The organism is Psychrobacter sp. Choline-02u-9 (assembly GCF_002836505.1).
Taxonomy (GTDB): domain Bacteria; phylum Pseudomonadota; class Gammaproteobacteria; order Pseudomonadales; family Moraxellaceae; genus Psychrobacter.
Map to the genome: position 1 here is coordinate 1 of NZ_PJBF01000054.1, position 19,160 is coordinate 19,160.

The 19,160-nt window shown below is 41.8% G+C and carries 15 protein-coding genes and 1 tRNA gene; 12 read left to right on the forward strand and 4 right to left on the reverse strand.

What is annotated here, in order from left to right:
* Positions 1-430: 430 nt before the first annotated feature.
* From CXF69_RS08235 to CXF69_RS08290, 12 genes are all read left to right on the forward strand, one after another.
* Entirely contained in the window at positions 431-2,635 is a 2,205-nt protein-coding gene (locus CXF69_RS08235; protein WP_102078786.1) for a malate synthase G, read from the forward strand.
* A 527-nt stretch (positions 2,636-3,162) separates the two neighbouring features.
* Positions 3,163-4,272, forward strand: a complete 1,110-nt coding sequence (locus CXF69_RS08240; protein WP_102077670.1) for a porin — start codon at positions 3,163-3,165, stop codon at positions 4,270-4,272.
* A gap of 299 nt (positions 4,273-4,571) precedes the next feature.
* A complete protein-coding gene (locus CXF69_RS08245; protein ID WP_068036869.1) occupies positions 4,572-5,708 on the forward strand; it encodes a porin in 1,137 nt (378 codons plus the stop codon).
* 230 nt (positions 5,709-5,938) lie between these two features.
* The gene (locus CXF69_RS08250; protein ID WP_102078787.1) at positions 5,939-7,573 is read left to right on the forward strand and encodes a CTP synthase; all 1,635 of its coding nucleotides are present in this window, start codon (positions 5,939-5,941) and stop codon (positions 7,571-7,573) included.
* 249 nt (positions 7,574-7,822) lie between these two features.
* A complete protein-coding gene (kdsA, locus tag CXF69_RS08255; RefSeq protein ID WP_228706764.1) occupies positions 7,823-8,665 on the forward strand; it encodes a 3-deoxy-8-phosphooctulonate synthase in 843 nt (280 codons plus the stop codon).
* 27 nt (positions 8,666-8,692) lie between these two features.
* A complete protein-coding gene (locus CXF69_RS08260; RefSeq protein ID WP_102078789.1) occupies positions 8,693-8,950 on the forward strand; it encodes a heavy-metal-associated domain-containing protein in 258 nt (85 codons plus the stop codon).
* 254 nt (positions 8,951-9,204) lie between these two features.
* A complete protein-coding gene (locus tag CXF69_RS08265; RefSeq protein WP_102078790.1) occupies positions 9,205-9,429 on the forward strand; it encodes a heavy-metal-associated domain-containing protein in 225 nt (74 codons plus the stop codon).
* Positions 9,430-9,665: 236 nt separating this feature from the next.
* On the forward strand, positions 9,666-12,023 hold the full coding sequence (locus CXF69_RS08270) for a heavy metal translocating P-type ATPase (RefSeq protein ID WP_102078791.1): 2,358 nt from the start codon (positions 9,666-9,668) through the stop codon (positions 12,021-12,023).
* Between the two features lie 326 nt (positions 12,024-12,349).
* Positions 12,350-13,666, forward strand: a complete 1,317-nt coding sequence (eno, locus tag CXF69_RS08275) for a phosphopyruvate hydratase (RefSeq protein ID WP_057761174.1) — start codon at positions 12,350-12,352, stop codon at positions 13,664-13,666.
* A gap of 150 nt (positions 13,667-13,816) precedes the next feature.
* Positions 13,817-14,125 (forward strand): FtsB family cell division protein, encoded by a 309-nt coding sequence (locus CXF69_RS08280; protein ID WP_057761172.1) that lies wholly within the window; start codon positions 13,817-13,819, stop codon positions 14,123-14,125.
* 167 nt (positions 14,126-14,292) lie between these two features.
* A complete protein-coding gene (gene ispD, locus CXF69_RS08285) occupies positions 14,293-15,021 on the forward strand; it encodes a 2-C-methyl-D-erythritol 4-phosphate cytidylyltransferase (protein ID WP_227522984.1) in 729 nt (242 codons plus the stop codon).
* 431 nt (positions 15,022-15,452) lie between these two features.
* Complete coding sequence (locus CXF69_RS08290) at positions 15,453-16,061, forward strand: BLUF domain-containing protein (protein WP_101206304.1); 609 nt, start codon at positions 15,453-15,455, stop codon at positions 16,059-16,061.
* Between the two features lie 226 nt (positions 16,062-16,287).
* Here the strand turns inward: CXF69_RS08290 and CXF69_RS08295 are convergent.
* From CXF69_RS08295 to pyrC, 4 genes are all read right to left on the reverse strand, one after another.
* A tRNA-Glu gene (locus CXF69_RS08295) sits at positions 16,288-16,363 on the reverse strand.
* A 52-nt stretch (positions 16,364-16,415) separates the two neighbouring features.
* The gene (locus CXF69_RS14230) at positions 16,416-16,613 is read right to left on the reverse strand and encodes a hypothetical protein (RefSeq protein WP_134292217.1); all 198 of its coding nucleotides are present in this window, start codon (positions 16,611-16,613) and stop codon (positions 16,416-16,418) included.
* A gap of 281 nt (positions 16,614-16,894) precedes the next feature.
* Entirely contained in the window at positions 16,895-17,554 is a 660-nt protein-coding gene (rnt, locus tag CXF69_RS08300) for a ribonuclease T (protein ID WP_102078582.1), read from the reverse strand.
* Between the two features lie 291 nt (positions 17,555-17,845).
* Positions 17,846-18,916: a dihydroorotase gene (gene pyrC, locus CXF69_RS08305; RefSeq protein ID WP_101206305.1), complete on the reverse strand. Its 1,071-nt coding sequence runs from the start codon at positions 18,914-18,916 to the stop codon at positions 17,846-17,848.
* Positions 18,917-19,160 lie beyond the last annotated feature (244 nt).

A 19,160-nucleotide genomic window follows, 5' to 3' on the forward strand; every position in this document is an offset into this window, starting at 1 on the left:
AGCATAATTAAAGATATCAATGATTACTTACTGTTTATATTAACTTTGCAGCATCTAATTCCTAGATGATGATTATAGCTTCTAGAGTAGGCCACTCATACATTATCATTATTAAACAGCCTAAGTATTTACTTAGTGAATGGTGTTTCCTTGTTAATTTTATTATTTGATAGTAGGATGAGATTTTGCTCTTTAAGCATTTCGTCTTACTTTTATGATTCGCTCTTAGTAAAGAGTAAGTCTAATATTAATAGGTTGCCTTTTACTAGAACATGAATTTGTAGATATATCTTCTCAGAAAAATTAGAGAATTAAAGATTCCACAACGAATGAAATATGAACGTTTAAACCTCACAAGATTAAAAACTCTTAAACAGTTACTGTCACAACTCAGTATTAGTACCCCTCACGAACAGATAAGGATAACAATATGAGCCAGTCTTCTAACACCAATCGTATTCAAAAAGGCAGTCTTGCCATCGATCAGCAGTTGTATGACTTTATTGAAAACGAAGTACTACCGAAAGTCGGTGTGGATTCAGACGATTATTGGTCAGGTTTCGAAAAGGTTATTAAAGAGTTTACCCCGCGCAATAAATCACTATTGGAAACTCGTGACAAGATTCAAGCGCAAATTGACCAATGGCATCTAGATAATCCTGCAAAAGATGGCGAAATCGACTATCCAGCTTATAAGACATTTCTACAAGAAATTGGTTATTTGCTACCTGAAGGCGAAGCATTTACGGTTGATACCAAAAACGTCGATGACGAAATTGCACACATCGCAGGGCCGCAGCTAGTCGTACCAGTTCGTAACGCTCGTTATGCGCTTAACGCGACCAATGCGCGATGGGGTAGCTTATATGATGCTTTGTATGGCACCGATGTTATCAGTAGTGAAAATGGTCAAGAAGCGGGTGGTAGCTATAATCCTATTCGCGGTGCTGCTGTTGTCGCGTATGCTAAAGCGTTCTTAGATGAGCACTTTACATTAGCATCAGGCTCTTACAATGATGTGACTGGCTTTAAAGTAGTCGATGGCAAGCTAGAAGTCGTACAAGGTGATAGCAGTACCGAGCTAAAAGATGCGGCTAAGTTTGTCGGTTTTGTCGGTGACGCTGAGGCTCCTACAGGTGTACTATTAAAGAACAACGGCTTGCATGCTGAGATTCAAATCGACAGTAGTCATCCAGTGGGTAAAGATGATCCAGCAAACATTAAGGACGTACTGCTTGAGTCGGCCATGACAGCCATTCAGGATTGTGAAGATTCAGTCGCTGCGGTAGATGCAGAAGAAAAAGTTGAAGTCTATCGTAACTGGCTTGGCTTGATGAATAGCGACCTACAAGAAACCTTTGAAAAAGGCGGCAAAACGCGTACACGTAAGCAAAACCCAGATCGTGAATATAATACGCCAGATGGTGGTAAGCTGATCTTGCCAGGTCGTTCACTATTATTAATCCGTAACGTCGGTCATTTAATGCAGAATCCTGCTATTTTGGTTGATTTAGGCAATGGTCAAGAGCAAATATTTGAAGGCTTAATGGATGGCTTAATCACGCCACTATTATCACTTAATGATATCAAAGGCAAAAACGAGCTATCAAACTCACGTCAAGGCTCAATGTATATTGTGAAGCCAAAAATGCATGGCCCTGAAGAAGTTAAAATGGCCAATGACTTATTTAATGCGTCAGAGGACTTGCTAGGTCTAGAGCGCAATACGCTCAAAATCGGTATCATGGATGAAGAGCGCCGTATGACGGTCAACTTAAAAGAAGCAATCCGCCAAGCCAAAGAGCGCGTTATATTCATTAACACAGGTTTCTTAGACCGTACTGGTGATGAGATGCATACCAGCATGAATGCAGGTCCATTTGTACCAAAAGGCGAGATGAAATCGCAAGCATGGCAGCCTGCTTATGAGCAGTGGAACGTCGATATCGGCCTAGAAACTGGCCTGCAGGGTGTGGCGCAGATTGGTAAAGGGATGTGGGCCAAGCCTGATGAGATGAAAGAGATGCTAGAGACCAAGGCGGCGCATCCAAAATCTGGTGCCAGTACCGCTTGGGTACCATCACCGACAGGCGCCACCTTGCATAGCATGCATTATCATCAAGTCAATGTTGCCGACGTGCAAGACAGCTTAAAATCCCGTGAGCGTGCCAGCTTAGATGATATCTTGACCATTCCATTGGCCAAAGATACCAACTGGACAGAAGAAGAGAAGCAGCAAGAGCTTGAGAACAACGCTCAAGGCATCTTGGGCTATGTCGTACGCTGGGTAAACCAAGGCGTTGGCTGTTCTAAAGTACCAGATATCAATGATGTAGGTCTAATGGAAGACCGTGCAACCTTGCGTATCTCAAGTCAGCATATCGCTAACTGGTTGCATCACGGCGTGGTCAGCGAGCAGCAAGTCATGGATACCATGAAGCGTATGGCGAAGATCGTCGATGAGCAAAATGCGGGCGATAATGGCTATCAGCCAATGGCCAATAACTTTGATAATTCTTACGCCTTTAAAGCTGCCTGCGATTTGGTCTTTAAAGGTCGTGAGCAGCCAAGCGGCTACACTGAGCCATTATTGCATCAAGCGCGTTTAGACTTAAAAGCCAATACGCATTGCTAATTCCTTATTTATAAAAGCCATTTTAGGGCTACTTATCCATGGTTAAGTAGTCCTTCAATACTTAGTATTACTCAAGCATATTTAAAGCAATGTATTTCTTTTATTTATTTATAAAAGTTACCCCTATTTGCCAATGGCGAGTAGGGGTATTTTTTTGTTTTTATCTAAATAATCGTTAAACCTTAGATTAAATATGGGTTTAAGGATTTTTCGTCATCAAAGACTTAAAAATATGTTGCAAATTATGTCAAAGTTGTTATGCTTATACTCGAAGTATGAGTTTGGTAACGGATGTTACGCAGTAGGACGCATAAGACTTAAGTTTACATGGCAGTTACGATTTCGATCCCAGTCATGTGAGTCATGGTTTTTTATCTTAACTGTAATAGAAATTCGCCACACTTGTTTCTGACTAATCTCGGTAGCCAGTTACACATTATATCTTTGAGGATTTGTGACGATACCAATATGGGCGCCAGCTAATAATAGCTTGCTCATTACTAAAATTGTAAAGTGGAGATACCCCCATGAAAAAACTACTTTTAGCGACAGCAATCGCCGCCCTATCTGTATCTGCAGCACAGGCAGCACCTACCGTTTATGGTAAAGTATTCGTTACTACTGATTACGTTAATGCTGAAATTGATGGTCAGAATATGGATAATAATAACAGAATTAATGAAGACAACGGTTCATTACAAGTTAATTCTAATATTTCACGTTTAGGCTTCAGAGGCTCTGAAGCGATAACGGCCAACACTGACGTAATTTACCAATTAGAGTACGGCGTTAAAGTTGATGATAGTGGTAGCGATAACATTGGCTTCAAAAGTCGTGATACTTATTTAGGTTTAAAAAATAAAGACTTCGGTGAATTCCGCTTTGGTCGTAACTACACAGTCATTGACTATATCAATAACGTATCAGTTAATGAAGGTTATTGGGATAATCTTGGCTCTAGTACTCTGAACAACAACGACAGCTTTGCTAATATTTTGACCCCGACCGTTGGTAACCGTATCAATAATTCAATCGTTTGGAAAGCGCCTAAATACAATGACCTACCATTAGCGCTTGCGCTGATGTATGGTGCTGATGAAGACTTTATATCTGAGAGTGATCGTGACGCAGGCTATGGTGCCTCATTGATGTTTGATCCAGGTACAGGCATTACCGCTGGTATTGCTTATGAGCAAGACATGAGTGTTAGTGGTGATATTATCCGTGGCAGTGCTAGCGTCGATTTAGGTAAATATATCGCAGCTCCTGTAAAGTTAGGCGTTCTATATCAAGAAGCTGACTATGCCGGTACTACTACTGCAACAGAGGACGGTTTAGTGGTGAGTGCTGAAATGGGTCTTTCGAATTTTGCCCGTCCAGCCTCTGTTTATATTCAGTATGACAAAACCGACAATATCAGTGGTCTTGAGAATAATGACTCAAATCAAGTCGTTGTAGGTGGCAAATATGCGTTTAAAAATAATATGATCGCTCATGCCTATGCTGGTCTAAATTCAGCGGAATTAAACAATGGTCGTTTTGGTTCGAGAGACGAAGACGGCAATGTTAATGAAATCGACTTACGTGGTGATATTGATGTACTCGCTATCGGTGGTGGTCTAGAGTACTTATTCTAATCTAACCATTAGAATCTAAATAAAAAACTCATCCTTCGGGGTGGGTTTTTTTGTTTTGTAATCAATACTGTGTCTTGAACAACAGCGTGTCTTAAATAACAGAATCCGTAAAATTAATAATAACATTTGTGTAAATTTTGGTTTTTTCACCTTACTGTAATATTTGGTTGGTAAAGTTGTGTCTAAGTAATGCTTCTAGCTCATATATATAAATGTTCTATAGGGTAGTCACCCTGCCATTATATATATCGGCCAATCTTAACCAATTTATCAAAAAAATTGTAAAGTGGAGATGTCTTTTGAAAAAACTATTTTTAGCCTCATCAGTCGCAATGCTATTAGTATCTACAGCTCAAGCGGCACCGACTGTTTATGGCAAAGCATTTGTTACCGCCAACTATGTCAATGCTTCATTCGAACGAGAAGCTATGGACGATAGTAGTATAAGCATTAATGAAGACAACAGTTCAGTAGAAATCGCATCAAAATCTTCACGTATTGGTTTCAAAGGTTCTGAAGCCATGACTGCCAATACTGATGTGATCTACCAATTAGAGTATGGAATCAAGGTTGATGATAGTGGCAGCAGTAACATCGGTTTTAAAAGCCGTGATACTTATCTGGGTCTAAAGAATAAAGACCTTGGCGAATTCCGCTTTGGTCGTAACTACTCAGTCGTTGATTATATCGATAATGTCACGGTCAATGAAGGTTACTGGGACAATGTGGGTGCTAGTAGTTTAAGCAAAAATACACTAGCCAATGCTTTAACCTTAGCTGATGGTTACCGAGTTAATAACTCTATCGTCTGGAAAGCGCCTAAATACAATGAGTTACCATTAGAGCTTGCGTTGCAGTATGGTGCTGATGAAGACTTTATATCTGACGATAATAGTCGTGACAGCGGCTATGGTGCCTCATTACTATTTAATCCAGGCAATGGCTTTACGGCTGGTGTTGCTTATCAGAGTGATCTGGCTACTAAAAATCCCAGTAGTACTAATACGGGCGGCGATATGATCCGTGGGACGGCTACTGTCGATCTAAGTAATTATGTTGCTTATCCAGTAAAAGTGGGCGCTCTATACCAACAAGCTGATTTTGATGATACTAATGAAACTGAAAAAGGATTGATATTAAGTGCTGAGATGGGTCTAAGTAACCTCGCTCGTCCAGCCTCAATATATGCACAGTACAATAAAACGGATAACTTAAGAGGCATTAATGAAAATAATTCAGATCAAATCGTCGTAGGCGGTAAATATAGCTTTAGAAAGAATATAATTGCACATGCTTATGTCGGTAATAACACTGCAGACTTAAAAAATGATCTTTTCATTGCTGGTCAAGATGACGGTGATAAAGATATTCTTGTCAGAGCGCGTGGTGATGCTAGCGTCTTCGTGGTCGGTGCTGGTCTAGAATACAAATTCTAATCTAAACATTAGAAAACGTATTATAAAAAACTCATCCTTCGGGGTGAGTTTTTTTGTTGTGACCTTTTTAAAGCCGCAGTGGGTTATAATAGCTACGTATTTACGATGATTACGCACTTATGACAATTAAGCGTTAAAAACTGAGTGTTTTAAAGAGTTTGCGCTTTTGCCCTATATTTTATGGCGTATTTTTAGTAAAATCCTTCTTTACCAATTACCGACAGAGTACTATGACCAAGTTTATATTCGTGACCGGTGGGGTAGTGTCCTCACTAGGAAAAGGTATCACCGCAGCTTCTCTTGCAGCGGTCTTAGAAGCACGTGGCGTGACTGTCACGATGACCAAAATGGATCCGTATATTAACGTTGATCCAGGTACGATGAGTCCGTTTCAGCATGGTGAAGTATTCGTCACTGAAGATGGCGCAGAGACCGATTTAGATCTGGGTTATTACGAGCGCTTCTTGCGTCACTCAAAGATGAGTAAAAGTAATAACTTCACCAGTGGCCGTATTTATCAAAATGTTTTAAATAAAGAACGTCGCGGTGAATACCTTGGCGGTACGGTACAGGTTATTCCGCATATTACGGATGAGATCAAAAGCAAGATTCTTGCTAGCGGCGAGGGCTATGATATTGCTATTATCGAAATTGGCGGTACGGTAGGTGACATCGAGTCACTACCATTCATGGAAGCCGTACGTCAGATGCAAGTAGAGCTTGGCCGTAATAGAGCCATGCTAATGCATCTTACTTTAGTACCGTATATTGCTAGTGCGGGTGAGACCAAAACCAAGCCAACGCAGCATTCAGTAAAAGAGCTGCGCTCTATTGGCCTACAGCCTGATATCTTAATCTGCCGCTCTGACCATCATATCTCACAAGACAACCGTCGTAAGATTGCTCTATTTACTAACGTTGAAGAGCGTGCGGTCATTATGTGTGAAGATGCACAAAGTATCTATCAGATACCGCGTACATTGCACGAGCAGGATCTTGATGATCTAATCTGTGAGCGTTTCGGTCTTGATGTGCCTGAAGCTGATTTGAGCGATTGGGATAAAGTGGTTGAAGCTCAGTTGAATCCCGAAGGAACAGTTACTGTTGCGATGGTTGGCAAATATGTCGAGCTTCCAGATGCTTATAAGTCTATTAACGAAGCATTGCTTCACGCAGGTATCACTCATAAAGTAGACGTGAAGATTGACTATATCGACGCTGAACGTCTAGAAGATGACGACACTTTACTTGCGCAGCTAAACGATGCTGATGCTATATTAGTACCAGGCGGTTTCGGTGAGCGCGGTACGATGGGTAAGATAAAAGCCATCACTTATGCTCGTGAAAACAATGTTCCGTATTTAGGCATTTGCCTTGGTATGCAGTTGGCTGTGATTGAGTATGCACGTAACGTACTTAACATTAACGCCAACTCTTCTGAGTTTGATCGTAAGACAGCTGAGCCTATCATTGGTCTGATCACTGAATGGTTAGATGAGCGCGGCGAGCTACAGATTCGTAGTGATGATTCAGACCTTGGTGGCACGATGCGTCTAGGCGCACAGCAAGCAGAGCTGGTTTCTGGTAGTAAGCTAAGCCAAATTTATGGTGCGAGCAATATCACTGAGCGTCATCGCCATCGCTATGAGATGAACAATCGTTATATCGAGCCGCTAGAGCAAGCAGGTATGACCATATCTGGTTATTCTGCCAAGCAGCATTTGGTAGAGTCGGTTGAGATTTCTGAGCATCCATGGTTTGTTGCTGTACAGTTCCATCCAGAGTTCACTAGCTCACCACGTGGTGGTCATCCATTGTTTAATAGCTTTGTAAAAGCGGCTAAGAACCACAACGAAGCAAAATAGCTCTCAAAATGTAATCTATATTGAAAGCGTTTATTATAAAAAAAGACTGATCTTCGGATTGGTCTTTTTTTTGTTTAATTCAGGCTGTTTGTTGTTATTAATCAGCAATCATCTTTACTAATGACGTCTAATTACGCTTGCATACTTTTTTTAATCAGCCTATCGGTTACAATATGGGACAGACATATTAATAACAAAATAAGAGGTAATGGCTTCATGGAAAACTTATTGACCGCACAATCACATATCATGCTCAACACTCCTAACAACGATACGATTAACATTGGTAACGACCAGCCGTTTGTATTGTTCGGTGGTATGAATGTTTTAGAGTCTAAAGAATTGGCATTTGAGATTGCTGAGCAGTATGTTGATATTTGCCAGCGCTTGGGTATCGGCTATGTTTTTAAAGCAAGCTTTGATAAAGCCAATCGCTCAAGTCTGCATTCGTATCGTGGGCCCGGTTTAGAGCAGGGTATCGATTGGCTAGGTCAGATCAAAGAAAAATTCCAAGTACCGATTATCACTGATGTGCATGAACCACATCAAGCAGCACCAGTCGCTGAAGTGGCCGATATTATTCAGCTACCTGCATTTTTGTCGCGTCAGACAGATTTAGTGCATGCGATGGCAAAAACAGATGCCATTATTAATATCAAAAAGGCGCAGTTTTTAGCCCCTCACGAGATGCGTCATATCGTCAATAAATGCCTAGAGGGTGGTAATGATAAATTGATACTTTGTGAGCGTGGTAGTGCTTTTGGCTATAATAATTTGGTCGTGGATATGCTTGGTTTTGATACTATGAAGCAGATGGATATACCGGTATTCTTTGACGTGACGCATAGCTTACAACAGCCAGGTGCACGTAGTGATAGCGCTGGTGGACGTCGTGAGCAGATTACAACGCTTGCCCGTGCAGGTATGGCTACAGGATTGGCAGGGTTATTTTTAGAAGCGCATCCAAACCCAGAAACTGCAAAATGTGATGGTCCATGTGCGCTGCGTATGAGCCAACTAGAGCCTTTCTTACGTCAGCTTAAGCAAATTGATGATTTGGTCAAAGGTTTTGAAGTATTGGATACTCATTGATACGGTACGTAATAAGAGGGCTATACAATGGCAATTCAAATGGCGCAAGTAAGCATCGAAAATATCGATGATGCAGAAGGCTTAAATAGTGTGATGACCGCTCTTAAAAACATCTCAGGCGTGACGGCTATTAGTTTGGATCCTAAGCATAATGTCGCAACGGTAAGCTATGAGGATACAGATACTAGTATCCATGCCTTGACGGCGGCGATTAGTATGGTGGACTATGTGACTCAGCCATTTCCGATTGATTCACCACAGAACCCGCACCATAACGATTTATAATTACAAATAGCTATTGCTATAAATTTGTTGATGCGCTCTTTTACGTTTTTATTAATAAGTTACTGTCTCGTTAATAGCATCTCGTTAATAAAGTAACAACCAAACGGTCTTGTTGTCGAGGGTAATAGGGCTTATGCTTATTTAATGTAGCTTTGATAGTTGCTCTTACTTTGATAATTTAAAAAATATTAAAGTAAGCATTAACAGAATCACTATTAGAGTTGCTCATTACTAATAAAAATAAGGAGCCCAATATGGCAGATCAAACACGTATTATTAAAATTGACGGTATGACTTGTGGCGGATGCGTAGCAAGCGTACATACAGCAACAGCTGATATTGATGGATTAGAGACTATTACTGTTGACCTCGCTGATAACCTAGCGACGATAACCTTTGATGATAGCAAAACCAGTGCAGAGGCTATTGCTTCAGTTATTGACGATGCGGGATTTGAGACGACAGTTGCTAACTCATAAATCTCATCACTTATTTACAGAACCAGCTAACATGTTATTACAAGCATGATAGCTGGTTTTTTAATGATTAACGATTATGAGCATTCAGTCTCAATACTTTGATAAATAGCTACTTTGTCTAAAATACTCATACTGAATACAATATAACCTAATTGCTTTATTTGAATTTTTTGCCCACCCACTGATATTTTATCGTGGTTCCTACAAATTTATAGGCACCATGACGAGTTTTATTTATGAACGATACCACCCGTACTACCAAAAATGAGTCTTATGATGTCGAAACTGATGTTGAGTCCAACACGTCACTGACACCGCAACGCGCGCATTTGCAATTAGCGATTGACGGCATGACTTGTCAGGCCTGCGCCTCAAGAATCGAGAAGGTGCTTAGCAAAAAGCCTTCGGTGTACGAGGTAAGTGTGAGTTTTGCTGGCGAGACTGCCAATGTTGATTATGATCCAACCCAGACGACGCCCGAACAGGTGACAGAGTGGGTGAATAAAACAGGCTTTGTCGCTAATGTGCAGGCAGCCGATAGCTTATTTGCTCAGACTGACGAAGATACTGCCACTCAATACCCATGGCGTTTAATCGGATTATGGGTTTGTTTGGTGCCATTTTTAGTGGGTATGGCAGGTATGTTGACGGGTTTTGGCATGGCGTGGATGCCGCCAGTCTGGGTTCAATTTATTTTAGCGACTGTAGTACAGTTTGGTTTAGCGTTACCATTTTATAAGAGCGCATGGGCATCTATAAAGGGCGGCCTTGCCAATATGGATGTGTTGGTAGTCATTGGTACAGTGACGATATGGGCGTATTCGACTTATCTTTGGCTCACGCATGGCGATGGTACTTTAAACAGTCTATTGCAAAGTGGGCATTTGGGCGAACACTGTGCGAGTAATAGCCCAGCCGTATATTTTGAAGCAGGGGTGATGGTCATTGCCTTTGTACGTACAGGTAAATATCTTGAGGAACGTACCAAGAAGCACAGCCTAAACAGTATTGATTTATTATTGTCATTGACACCTGATGAAGTAGAGCAGCAGCAGCCAAATGGTGAATTTCATAATATTGCGTTATCTGATGTACAAGTAGGTGACGTCCTACGTGCAAAACAAGGCAGCCGTGTCGCTACAGATGGTACCGTCATAGAAGGCAGCGGCTGGTGCGTGGAGAGTCATTTAACTGGCGAGTCGGTAGCTCTCAAAAAAGAACAAGGCGATGGATTGCTGGCAGGTGCTTTGGTAGAGAATGGCAGTCTGCTATACCGTGTCAGTGCGAAGGGCGGTGATACTAAGCTGGGTGATATGGTGCAAGCATTGAGTGATGCACAAGGTTCAAAAGCCAATCTAGCGCGTCTCGCGGATCGAGTAACGGCTATTTTTGTCCCTGTAGTGGTAACGATTGCGTTGGTTACCTTTGGAGTCACATGGTGGCTGACAGGTATGGTTGATACTGCACTAATGCACGCCGTATCGGTATTGGTCATTGCTTGTCCTTGTGCGCTTGGCTTGGCCACGCCAGCGGCGATCATGGCTGGTATGGGTGTGGCGGCGCGTCATGGTGTATGGTTTAAAGATGCGCAAAGTCTCGAGGCGGCAGGTAATATTGATACGGTGGTACTTGATAAAACAGGCACGCTGACCATTGGTAAGCCGACTATCGTTGATCAGGTCATGGTGGATAAGTCACTGGCCGTTGACGATGTGTTGCAGATTGCTGCCAGTGTCGAGGCGCACGCCAGTCATCCATTAGCAACAGCTCTGATCAATACGGCTAAAGACCGTCAACTATCTCTATTTAATGTGACTGACATCAGTGTGATAAAAGGCGCTGGTATACAAGCAAATATCGAAGGTCTTGGGCTGATAAAAGTAGGTACGGCAGAGTTTGCGAACTTGACGTTGCCAAGATTCATGCCAAAAGTATGGCAAATTGCCAGTACCGTTGCGATTAGTATCAATGATGAGCCACTAGGTGCGTTTGCACTAGCCGATGACTTAAAAGCAGATACGTCGCAAGCAATCGCTGCACTACAAGATGCGGGTATCAATGTCATTTTGATGAGTGGTGATAAGCAGTCCGTCGTCGATCATGTAGCAGGGCAGTTGGGTATTGATAAGGCTTATGGCAAGATGAGCCCACGTGACAAGGCCAGCCAAATTGCACTATTGCAAACTGCTGGTCATAAGGTAGCGATGGCAGGAGACGGTGTCAACGATGCGCCAGCGATGGCTACTGCCGATGCCAGTTTTGCGATGTTTGAGGGGACTGATGTCGCGCAGCATAGTGCCTCTGCACGTCTCATGGGCGAGTCGCTCATGCATATCGATGCGGCACAAAAAATCGCTCAAGCAACGCTACGCAATATTAAACAAAATCTATTTTTTGCCTTCATTTATAACTGTCTTGGTATTCCGCTTGCGGCATTTGGGTTTTTAAATCCGATGATTGCAGCCGCTGCTATGGCGCTTAGCTCCATCTCAGTACTCATGAATGCACTACGATTGACACGGTTTAAGACAGAGATTGAGTTAGATAATACGGTATCCACCTCTCATACGGATAATAAGCGCATAGCGAAATAGTAGCTATCATATTTGCTTAGGTATTCTACAAATATAAAAGAGGCAACCACCGCATATATGTATCTCTAAGATTGTTTTTATGACGGCAAGTCGGTGTAAGATAAGGGAAGTTTGGTAAAATATATGCTATGATGCCAAGCACTATAGCCGACTATTAATCTGCTTGATACACCTCTAATTGCTGGGTAACTATAGCCACAAGATGGAAAGGTATGAAGGGTTTTTAGGATTACGCGCTATATGATATTTTGCTTTATCTTTTTTGTATGCTAGCTGCCGTTATTTATCTCACAAACTTGGCATGACCAAAGGAATTAACAGACATTATGTACGCTGAAGAAACCAACAACGTCACCGCAATTAAAGACATTCGCGCTCGTGAAATTTTAGACTCGCGCGGCAATCCAACTATCGAAGCTGATGTTATCTTAGCTGACGGTACTGTCGGCCGTGCTGCTGCTCCAAGTGGCGCATCAACAGGCTCACGTGAAGCGCTTGAGCTACGTGATGGCGACAAAACCCGCTTTATGGGTAAAGGCGTCAAAAAAGCCGTTTCTAATGTCAACAGTCAAATCCGCAGCGCCTTGATTGACAAAGATGTGACTGAGCAACAGGCCATTGATGATGCCATGATTGCATTAGATGGTACAGAAAACAAAGAAAGCTTGGGCGCCAATGCCATGCTAGCTGTGTCACTTGCTACAGCCAAAGCGGCAGCCAAGTCACAGAATCTGCCATTACATCAATACATTGCCAATCTACGTAACCAAACGTCGTTGACCATGCCTGTGCCGATGATGAACATCTTGAACGGTGGTGAGCACGCGGACAACACGGTTGATATCCAAGAGTTTATGATTGAGCCTGTGGGCTTCACTAGCTTCTCAGAAGCGCTACGTGCTGGTACAGAAATTTTCCATAGCTTAAAGTCTGTGTTGAAATCACAAGGTCTAAACACTGCCGTTGGTGATGAAGGTGGTTTTGCACCGAACCTACGTAGCAACGAAGAAGCTATCACGGTTATCATGCAGGCGATTGAGCAAGTTGGCTATAAAGCTGGTGAAGATATTCATCTTGCGCTAGATTGTGCGGCTAGTGAGTTTTACAAAAATGGTCAATACGTTTTGGCAGGCGAAGGTAATAAAGCCTTTGATAGCCAAGGGTTTTCAGACTACCTAGTTGGGCTGGCACGTCAGTATCCTATTATCTCTATCGAAGATGGTCTTGATGAGTCGGATTGGGATGGCTGGAAGTATTTGACCGAGCAGATTGGCGATAAAGTCCAATTGGTTGGTGATGATTTGTTTGTGACCAATCCTGCGATCTTGCAAGAAGGTATTGATAAGCACATTGCCAATGCAATTTTGATTAAATTTAATCAAATTGGCACCTTGTCAGAAACGCTAGATGCGATTTATATGGCTAAGAAAAATGGCTATGCAACCATCATTTCACATCGTTCAGGTGAAACTGAAGACAGCACCATTGCAGATTTGGCAGTTGGTACAGCGGCAGGCCAGATCAAAACTGGCTCACTATGTCGTTCAGACCGAGTAGCGAAGTACAACCAATTGCTACGTATCGAGCAGCAAGTACGTGCAAGCTATCGTGGCCGTGAAGAGTTTATCGGTCTACGTGGCTAAAAATCTGACTGGCTTTTTAGCGTAATATACGTTGAAAAGCCTAGACTCATTAGCTGAAGTCAATATTTGGGCGATATATAATCATTTGTATATCGCCTAATCAGCTTAAATTTTACTATCCTCTTTTATACCGTTTGGCGTTATCACCTTATGAAATATTTTAGCCAATTTATACTACTTGCTTTAGCCGTTGCAGTGCTTTTAGGATTGCAATATCAGTATTGGTTGGGTGAAAATGGCCGTTTTGAACACAACAAGTTGACAGCTCAAATCGAAGAGCAACAACGTTTGAATGACAATCAAGTTGCGGCAAATAATCTATTACGCACCGATGTTCAAGATTTGAAAACGGGGCTTGAGGCCGTAGAAGAGCATGCTCGCTTAGATTTAGGTTTAATCAAACCGAATGAGACTTTTGTCCAAGTATCCACCGCACCAACCACGCACAGCAACTATTAGCTTTATAAATACACTAACTTTCACGGATATACTAACTTTTACGACATGAATTAATTTTCATGATGCAGCATCATAGTGTTGTTATCTGACACCATTCATCATACTTAACATCTGATTTATTCCTCTCTACATATACTGTCATGGGCTCAAACCATGAGTACACTACTATGAATACAACCCCTAATATACATGCCATGATCGTCGCAGCTGGTCGCGGCAGCCGTTTTGGTGCATCTATCGCCAAGCAATATACAATGCTAGAAGGTCAGACGCTGTTGCAGCATAGCGTGGCACGACTTGCTTATAGCGATTACATTGATAAGTGTCTATTGGTCATATCAGCCGATGACAGCACGGCTCAACAATTAAAGTTTGCACTTCCTGTACGATATGCAGTCGGCGGAGCAGAGCGTTGGCAGTCAGTACAGTCGGGCGTTGAGGCAATTAGTCAGACAGGTGCTGATGATTCAGATTTGGTGCTTATTCACGATGCAGCACGTCCCGCTGTACCGAATGTAGATATCGATCAAGTGATTGAAGCAGCGATGCTGGAGCCTTACGGCGCTATTCTAGCGACACCAGTGGCCGATACGTTAAAAGCTTCCTATCAGCAAGTTACCTCCGCAGAAGAGAGTCGTCCACATTCTTATACCAAAACTACCATTGATCGTAGCAACATGTGGCAAGCACAAACCCCGCAAGTTTTTCGCTTAGGTCAATTGAAAAAAGTCCTAAAACATGTGTTTGAGCACCAGCTCAGCATCACAGATGAGGCCAGTGCTTTTGAACAACTAGATTTACCAATCCGCTTAGTCTCTGGTAGTCGCCAGAATATAAAACTGACCTATCCTGATGATGCGGTACTGTTAACAGCGATTATGGCGCTTCAGTCTTAGTTTCAACTCTGCTTCCGCTAACGAGCATCAGTTTTACTCCTTTTATACTTAATGGTGGCCATGATAAGAATTATGGCTTCAGTAGCCACTATATCCTCGTTAGACTTTTCTGTACTATTCTTAAAAATTAATGAATCCAAAAATAATCTATTACTAAAGCCTATACCCAGAATATATATAATCTACTTTGGAATATAATATGGTTATTACATATGTTTTTTGTGTCTGAGCGGGCCTATGTCCAGTAATAGGTTGCTTTAATGACCAAACTAACCTATGATGTAACTAACTTAATACAATTAATATAAAAACTTATAAAATCAATAATATATCAGACCGATTCATTACACTTAGTTATGTTGTCTCTATATTTTTTCTGAAGTTAGTATGATTGTTTTAGCGACATTTACCTGATAATAGGGAGAAGCTGATTGTCAACAATCAACGATTCAACAAATCCAGTAACGCCAGATCTCTGCCAGCTTGTATATATAAGCCGGATTACCTCTACTGGTCTTTCAAGTCCTAGTACGCTTAATGATATCTCAGAGACCGCGGTTGAACGCAATCAAATAGATAATGTCACGGGTATTCTTTGCTATGGCAATGGCTACTTTTTACAGTGTGTCGAAGGCTCAGAGCAGGCACTAACCAATCTAAAAAATCGTTTGTTGGTAGATGATCGACATAAAGAATTAAAGATTTTAGATTTTTCTGAAATTACCAAACGCCGTTTTGCCAGTTGGTCATTACGTTCGATTACCCTTGAGCGTTGGATGACTAAAGAGCCTGAGCTTAAAAAGTTAATGCCATTCAAGCCGTATGAGTGGGATTCTAATGAGTGGCAGAAGTTCTTGGACATATTGCAGGGCTACTATGAAGAGCAAACGAGAACAGGTAACGTTGATACGCCTCCTGTCAAATATAGTACGCTAGGGGTCACTTTAAGTAAGGTTGTAGGGCAGCATCAAGCGTTCTTTTTAATCCAGACGATATTGGGATTGATGATAGTTGCTACGTTGCTATGGTTACTGCTGTAATCGATAGATATGAATAAAGTACCCATTGAGCCAAGCTATATTTATAATTAATAAGACAACCAAATAAAAAAGGCCAGCATTCAATTGATGCTGGCTTTTTTATTTAAAAAAATAAGTTGGCTCTTAAGGAGAGACATAAAAAAACCCAGTTCATAATAAATTATGAACTGGGTTTTGGTGGTACGCTTGTTAGTCTAATCTAATGCTAACAAGTGACGCCAAATAGTGGCGTCCCCAGGGGGATTCGAACCCCCGTTACCGCCGTGAAAGGGCGGTGTCCTAGGCCTCTAGACGATGGGGACTAGTAACAACACTTCAACTGCTTTCACCATTTATGCTGAAGTGGTGCGTATTTTAATAGCGTCGGCGCTTCCTGTCAAGCCTTTTTCTACGTCTTTTTAAAATTAAATATCTTTTTTTAATTGCGCGACGTGGATGCAGGTCATTTCGCTTTAAATGATAGCGAATCCATAAAGAAGTACAGGCGCTAATCGTCAATGCGAGCAGCATATAGCCGAGAATGGTGCCCCATAACTTGAGCTGTGGATCCATAATAAAGTCCCTCCTATTAATCTTGATAGTGCTTGCTATCAAGACAGTGTGAGCAACTTAAACCATCTATAGGATATAACTACATCGCTTAAGAGTGATATTTTATCATCAGACCGTTATTCATATCGAATAAAACAACTACGTTTTTCATCACGAAAATAGTTCCGTCTATTTATTATGATATCAATCATATCCCTATTGATTGCCAAATCAAGATGTCAAAGTCATCAAGTATTACAAATAGCACTATTATGTATGATTGGCAATATAGGATATGTGACTTATTGACTGTCGTTATCAGTTGACTCTTCTTTCGCGTCTTCATTATGCAGCGCATTGGCCAACATGGGATAGTTATTCAGTATATGACAGAATAGTTCAGCAGTCTTTTGAGTGTCATACAGAGCTGAGTGAGCATTCTTACCATCAAACTCTAACCCTGCTGCTTTACAAGCGCGTGCTAGGACGGTTTGACCAAAAGCTAATGCTGATAAGGTGACGGTATCGAATACTGAAAAGTTATGAAATGGATTGTGGTTTTTGCTATTGGTTCGTAGCACAGCTGCATTTAAGAAAGCCAAGTCAAAATGGGCATTGTGTCCAATTAAGACACATTGACGGCATTCTTCGTCACGGCGTACGTCTTTTAACCCTTTAAAGATTCGGCGCAATGCTGTTTTTTCATCTTCAGCAATAGCTTTGCGCATTGGGTTTTTAGGGTCAATACCGGTAAAGGCAAGCGCACTTGGCTCTAAGTTTGCGCCTTCAAAAGGCTCGATATGAGCGTTAAAAGCTTCACCTGGATAAAATACACCTTGTTCATTCACTAAGACGGGAATACAGGCAATTTCTAACAGTGCATCGGTCTGGGCATTGAAACCTGCTGTTTCCACGTCGACGACGACAGGCAAGAACTTGCGAAAGCGGTCTTTTAAGGCCATAGGCGCTTGCTCATCTGTCACTGAAGCTGCATCTTCAGTAGAAGTGCTTAGAGTAGCATCAAGACTGGCAGATTTAGGGTTTGATAAGTCTTCGTCAGGCAAGGTCGCTATGTTTTGATTGGTCATATAAAGTTAAATCACTTTTATCAGTCGTACTAATATATTGAATAAAAAATAAACATCCTATGATACTAACTGCACCTTTAGTACAAAGAAATCTACTACAAAGGTATCATTAATATCATAGGACAAAATAATAGGTCGTTTATTGAATGCTAAACTTTGCGGGCGTTAAGCCTTAATCGACCAAGGTAGCGTCTCACCTGCCATCAAGGGCGTCAATGATGCACCATCAAAATAAGGATAGTCAGTAGGTACTTGCATAGGCGTGTTGACAAGCGTGATAGTGCTTTCATTTAGAGGTAAGCCGTAGAACTGAGCACCAAAACGACTGGCAAAGCCCTCTAATTTGTCTATTTTTCCAACACTATCAAAGGCGGTCGCATACAAAGGCAGCGCCGTGGCTGCACTATAGCAACCGGCACAGCCACAAGCGGCTTCTTTTTTGTCTGTTGCATGTGGCGCAGAGTCAGTACCCAAGAAAAACTTTGGATTACCACTAGTGGCCACATCTAATAGCACTTTTTGGTGGCTCTCACGCTTTAAGATAGGTAGGCAATAAAAATGCGGTTTGATACCACCAACCAATAGATGATTGCGGTTAAACATCAAATGCTGCGGCGTAATAGTGGCAGCAACATGGTTACCTTGTGACAATACAAAATCTGCTGCATCGCTGGTAGTGATGTGCTCTACTACTATTTTCAACGTAGGGAATTTCACGATAATTTGTGCCAACACTTCATCTAAGAAACGCTTTTCGCGATCAAATATATCTATATGGTCTTGTGTCACTTCGCCATGTATCAGTAGTGGCAAGTTGTACTTTTCTAATGCTTCAAAGACATCGACGCAGGCATTGATGTTGGTGACGCCGTCTGCAGAGTTGGTAGTCGCTCCAGCAGGGTAGAGTTTGACAGCTTGTACGATACCTGACTGCGCTGCCAACTCGATATCTTGGGCAGTGGTGTTATCCGTTAAGTATAGAGTCATACGTGGATCAAAAGCTGACTTGCGCTCAAGACTTAAATCACTTGCTGCTAATTGCTCCATGATACGTGCGCGGTAAGCAATAGCATCCTGCGCATTTTTGACTGGAGGCACAAGGTTTGGCATACAGATGACACGGTTAAAGCTGCTTGCTGCATGAGGTACGGTCGTGCTCAAGGCGAGATCGTCACGCAAATGAATATGCCAGTCATCTGGCTGAAGGATGGTCAATTCTCTAATCGAATCAGTCATAGTGTCAAAGCGCTCTATATCGTCAAATAAAGGAAACAAAAGGGAGTGTTACTGTGGGTCTATCATAACAGATTTGCCCACTTGACTAAATATAAGGCTAGATATCTGTACATAATTCATCGGGCTAAGATTAATATCTTGTCGTTAAATGATGTTTAAATTCTAGTGGCAAAAATGAGGTTGACTAGAATTTAAGTCAAAAGCGCACGCCTTATGGCAGTTAGACTTTTGCCCATAGTAAATA

Excerpts from the sequence above, each read along its gene's own strand:
- CXF69_RS08240 (WP_102077670.1), top strand. The coding sequence starts at position 3,163 with ATGAAAAAACTACTTTTAGCGACAGCAATCGCCGCCCTATCTGTATCT.
- CXF69_RS08270 (WP_102078791.1), top strand. The coding sequence starts at position 9,666 with ATGAACGATACCACCCGTACTACCAAAAATGAGTCTTATGATGTCGAA.
- ispD (WP_227522984.1), top strand. The coding sequence starts at position 14,293 with ATGAATACAACCCCTAATATACATGCCATGATCGTCGCAGCTGGTCGC.
- CXF69_RS14230 (WP_134292217.1), bottom strand. The coding sequence starts at position 16,613 with ATGGATCCACAGCTCAAGTTATGGGGCACCATTCTCGGCTATATGCTG.
- pyrC (WP_101206305.1), bottom strand. The coding sequence starts at position 18,916 with ATGACTGATTCGATTAGAGAATTGACCATCCTTCAGCCAGATGACTGG.
- CXF69_RS08235 (WP_102078786.1), top strand. The coding sequence starts at position 431 with ATGAGCCAGTCTTCTAACACCAATCGTATTCAAAAAGGCAGTCTTGCC.
- CXF69_RS08280 (WP_057761172.1), top strand. The coding sequence starts at position 13,817 with ATGAAATATTTTAGCCAATTTATACTACTTGCTTTAGCCGTTGCAGTG.
- rnt (WP_102078582.1), bottom strand. The coding sequence starts at position 17,554 with ATGGCCTTAAAAGACCGCTTTCGCAAGTTCTTGCCTGTCGTCGTCGAC.
- eno (WP_057761174.1), top strand. The coding sequence starts at position 12,350 with ATGTACGCTGAAGAAACCAACAACGTCACCGCAATTAAAGACATTCGC.
- CXF69_RS08265 (WP_102078790.1), top strand. The coding sequence starts at position 9,205 with ATGGCAGATCAAACACGTATTATTAAAATTGACGGTATGACTTGTGGC.
- kdsA (WP_228706764.1), top strand. The coding sequence starts at position 7,823 with ATGCTCAACACTCCTAACAACGATACGATTAACATTGGTAACGACCAG.
- CXF69_RS08250 (WP_102078787.1), top strand. The coding sequence starts at position 5,939 with ATGACCAAGTTTATATTCGTGACCGGTGGGGTAGTGTCCTCACTAGGA.
- CXF69_RS08260 (WP_102078789.1), top strand. The coding sequence starts at position 8,693 with ATGGCAATTCAAATGGCGCAAGTAAGCATCGAAAATATCGATGATGCA.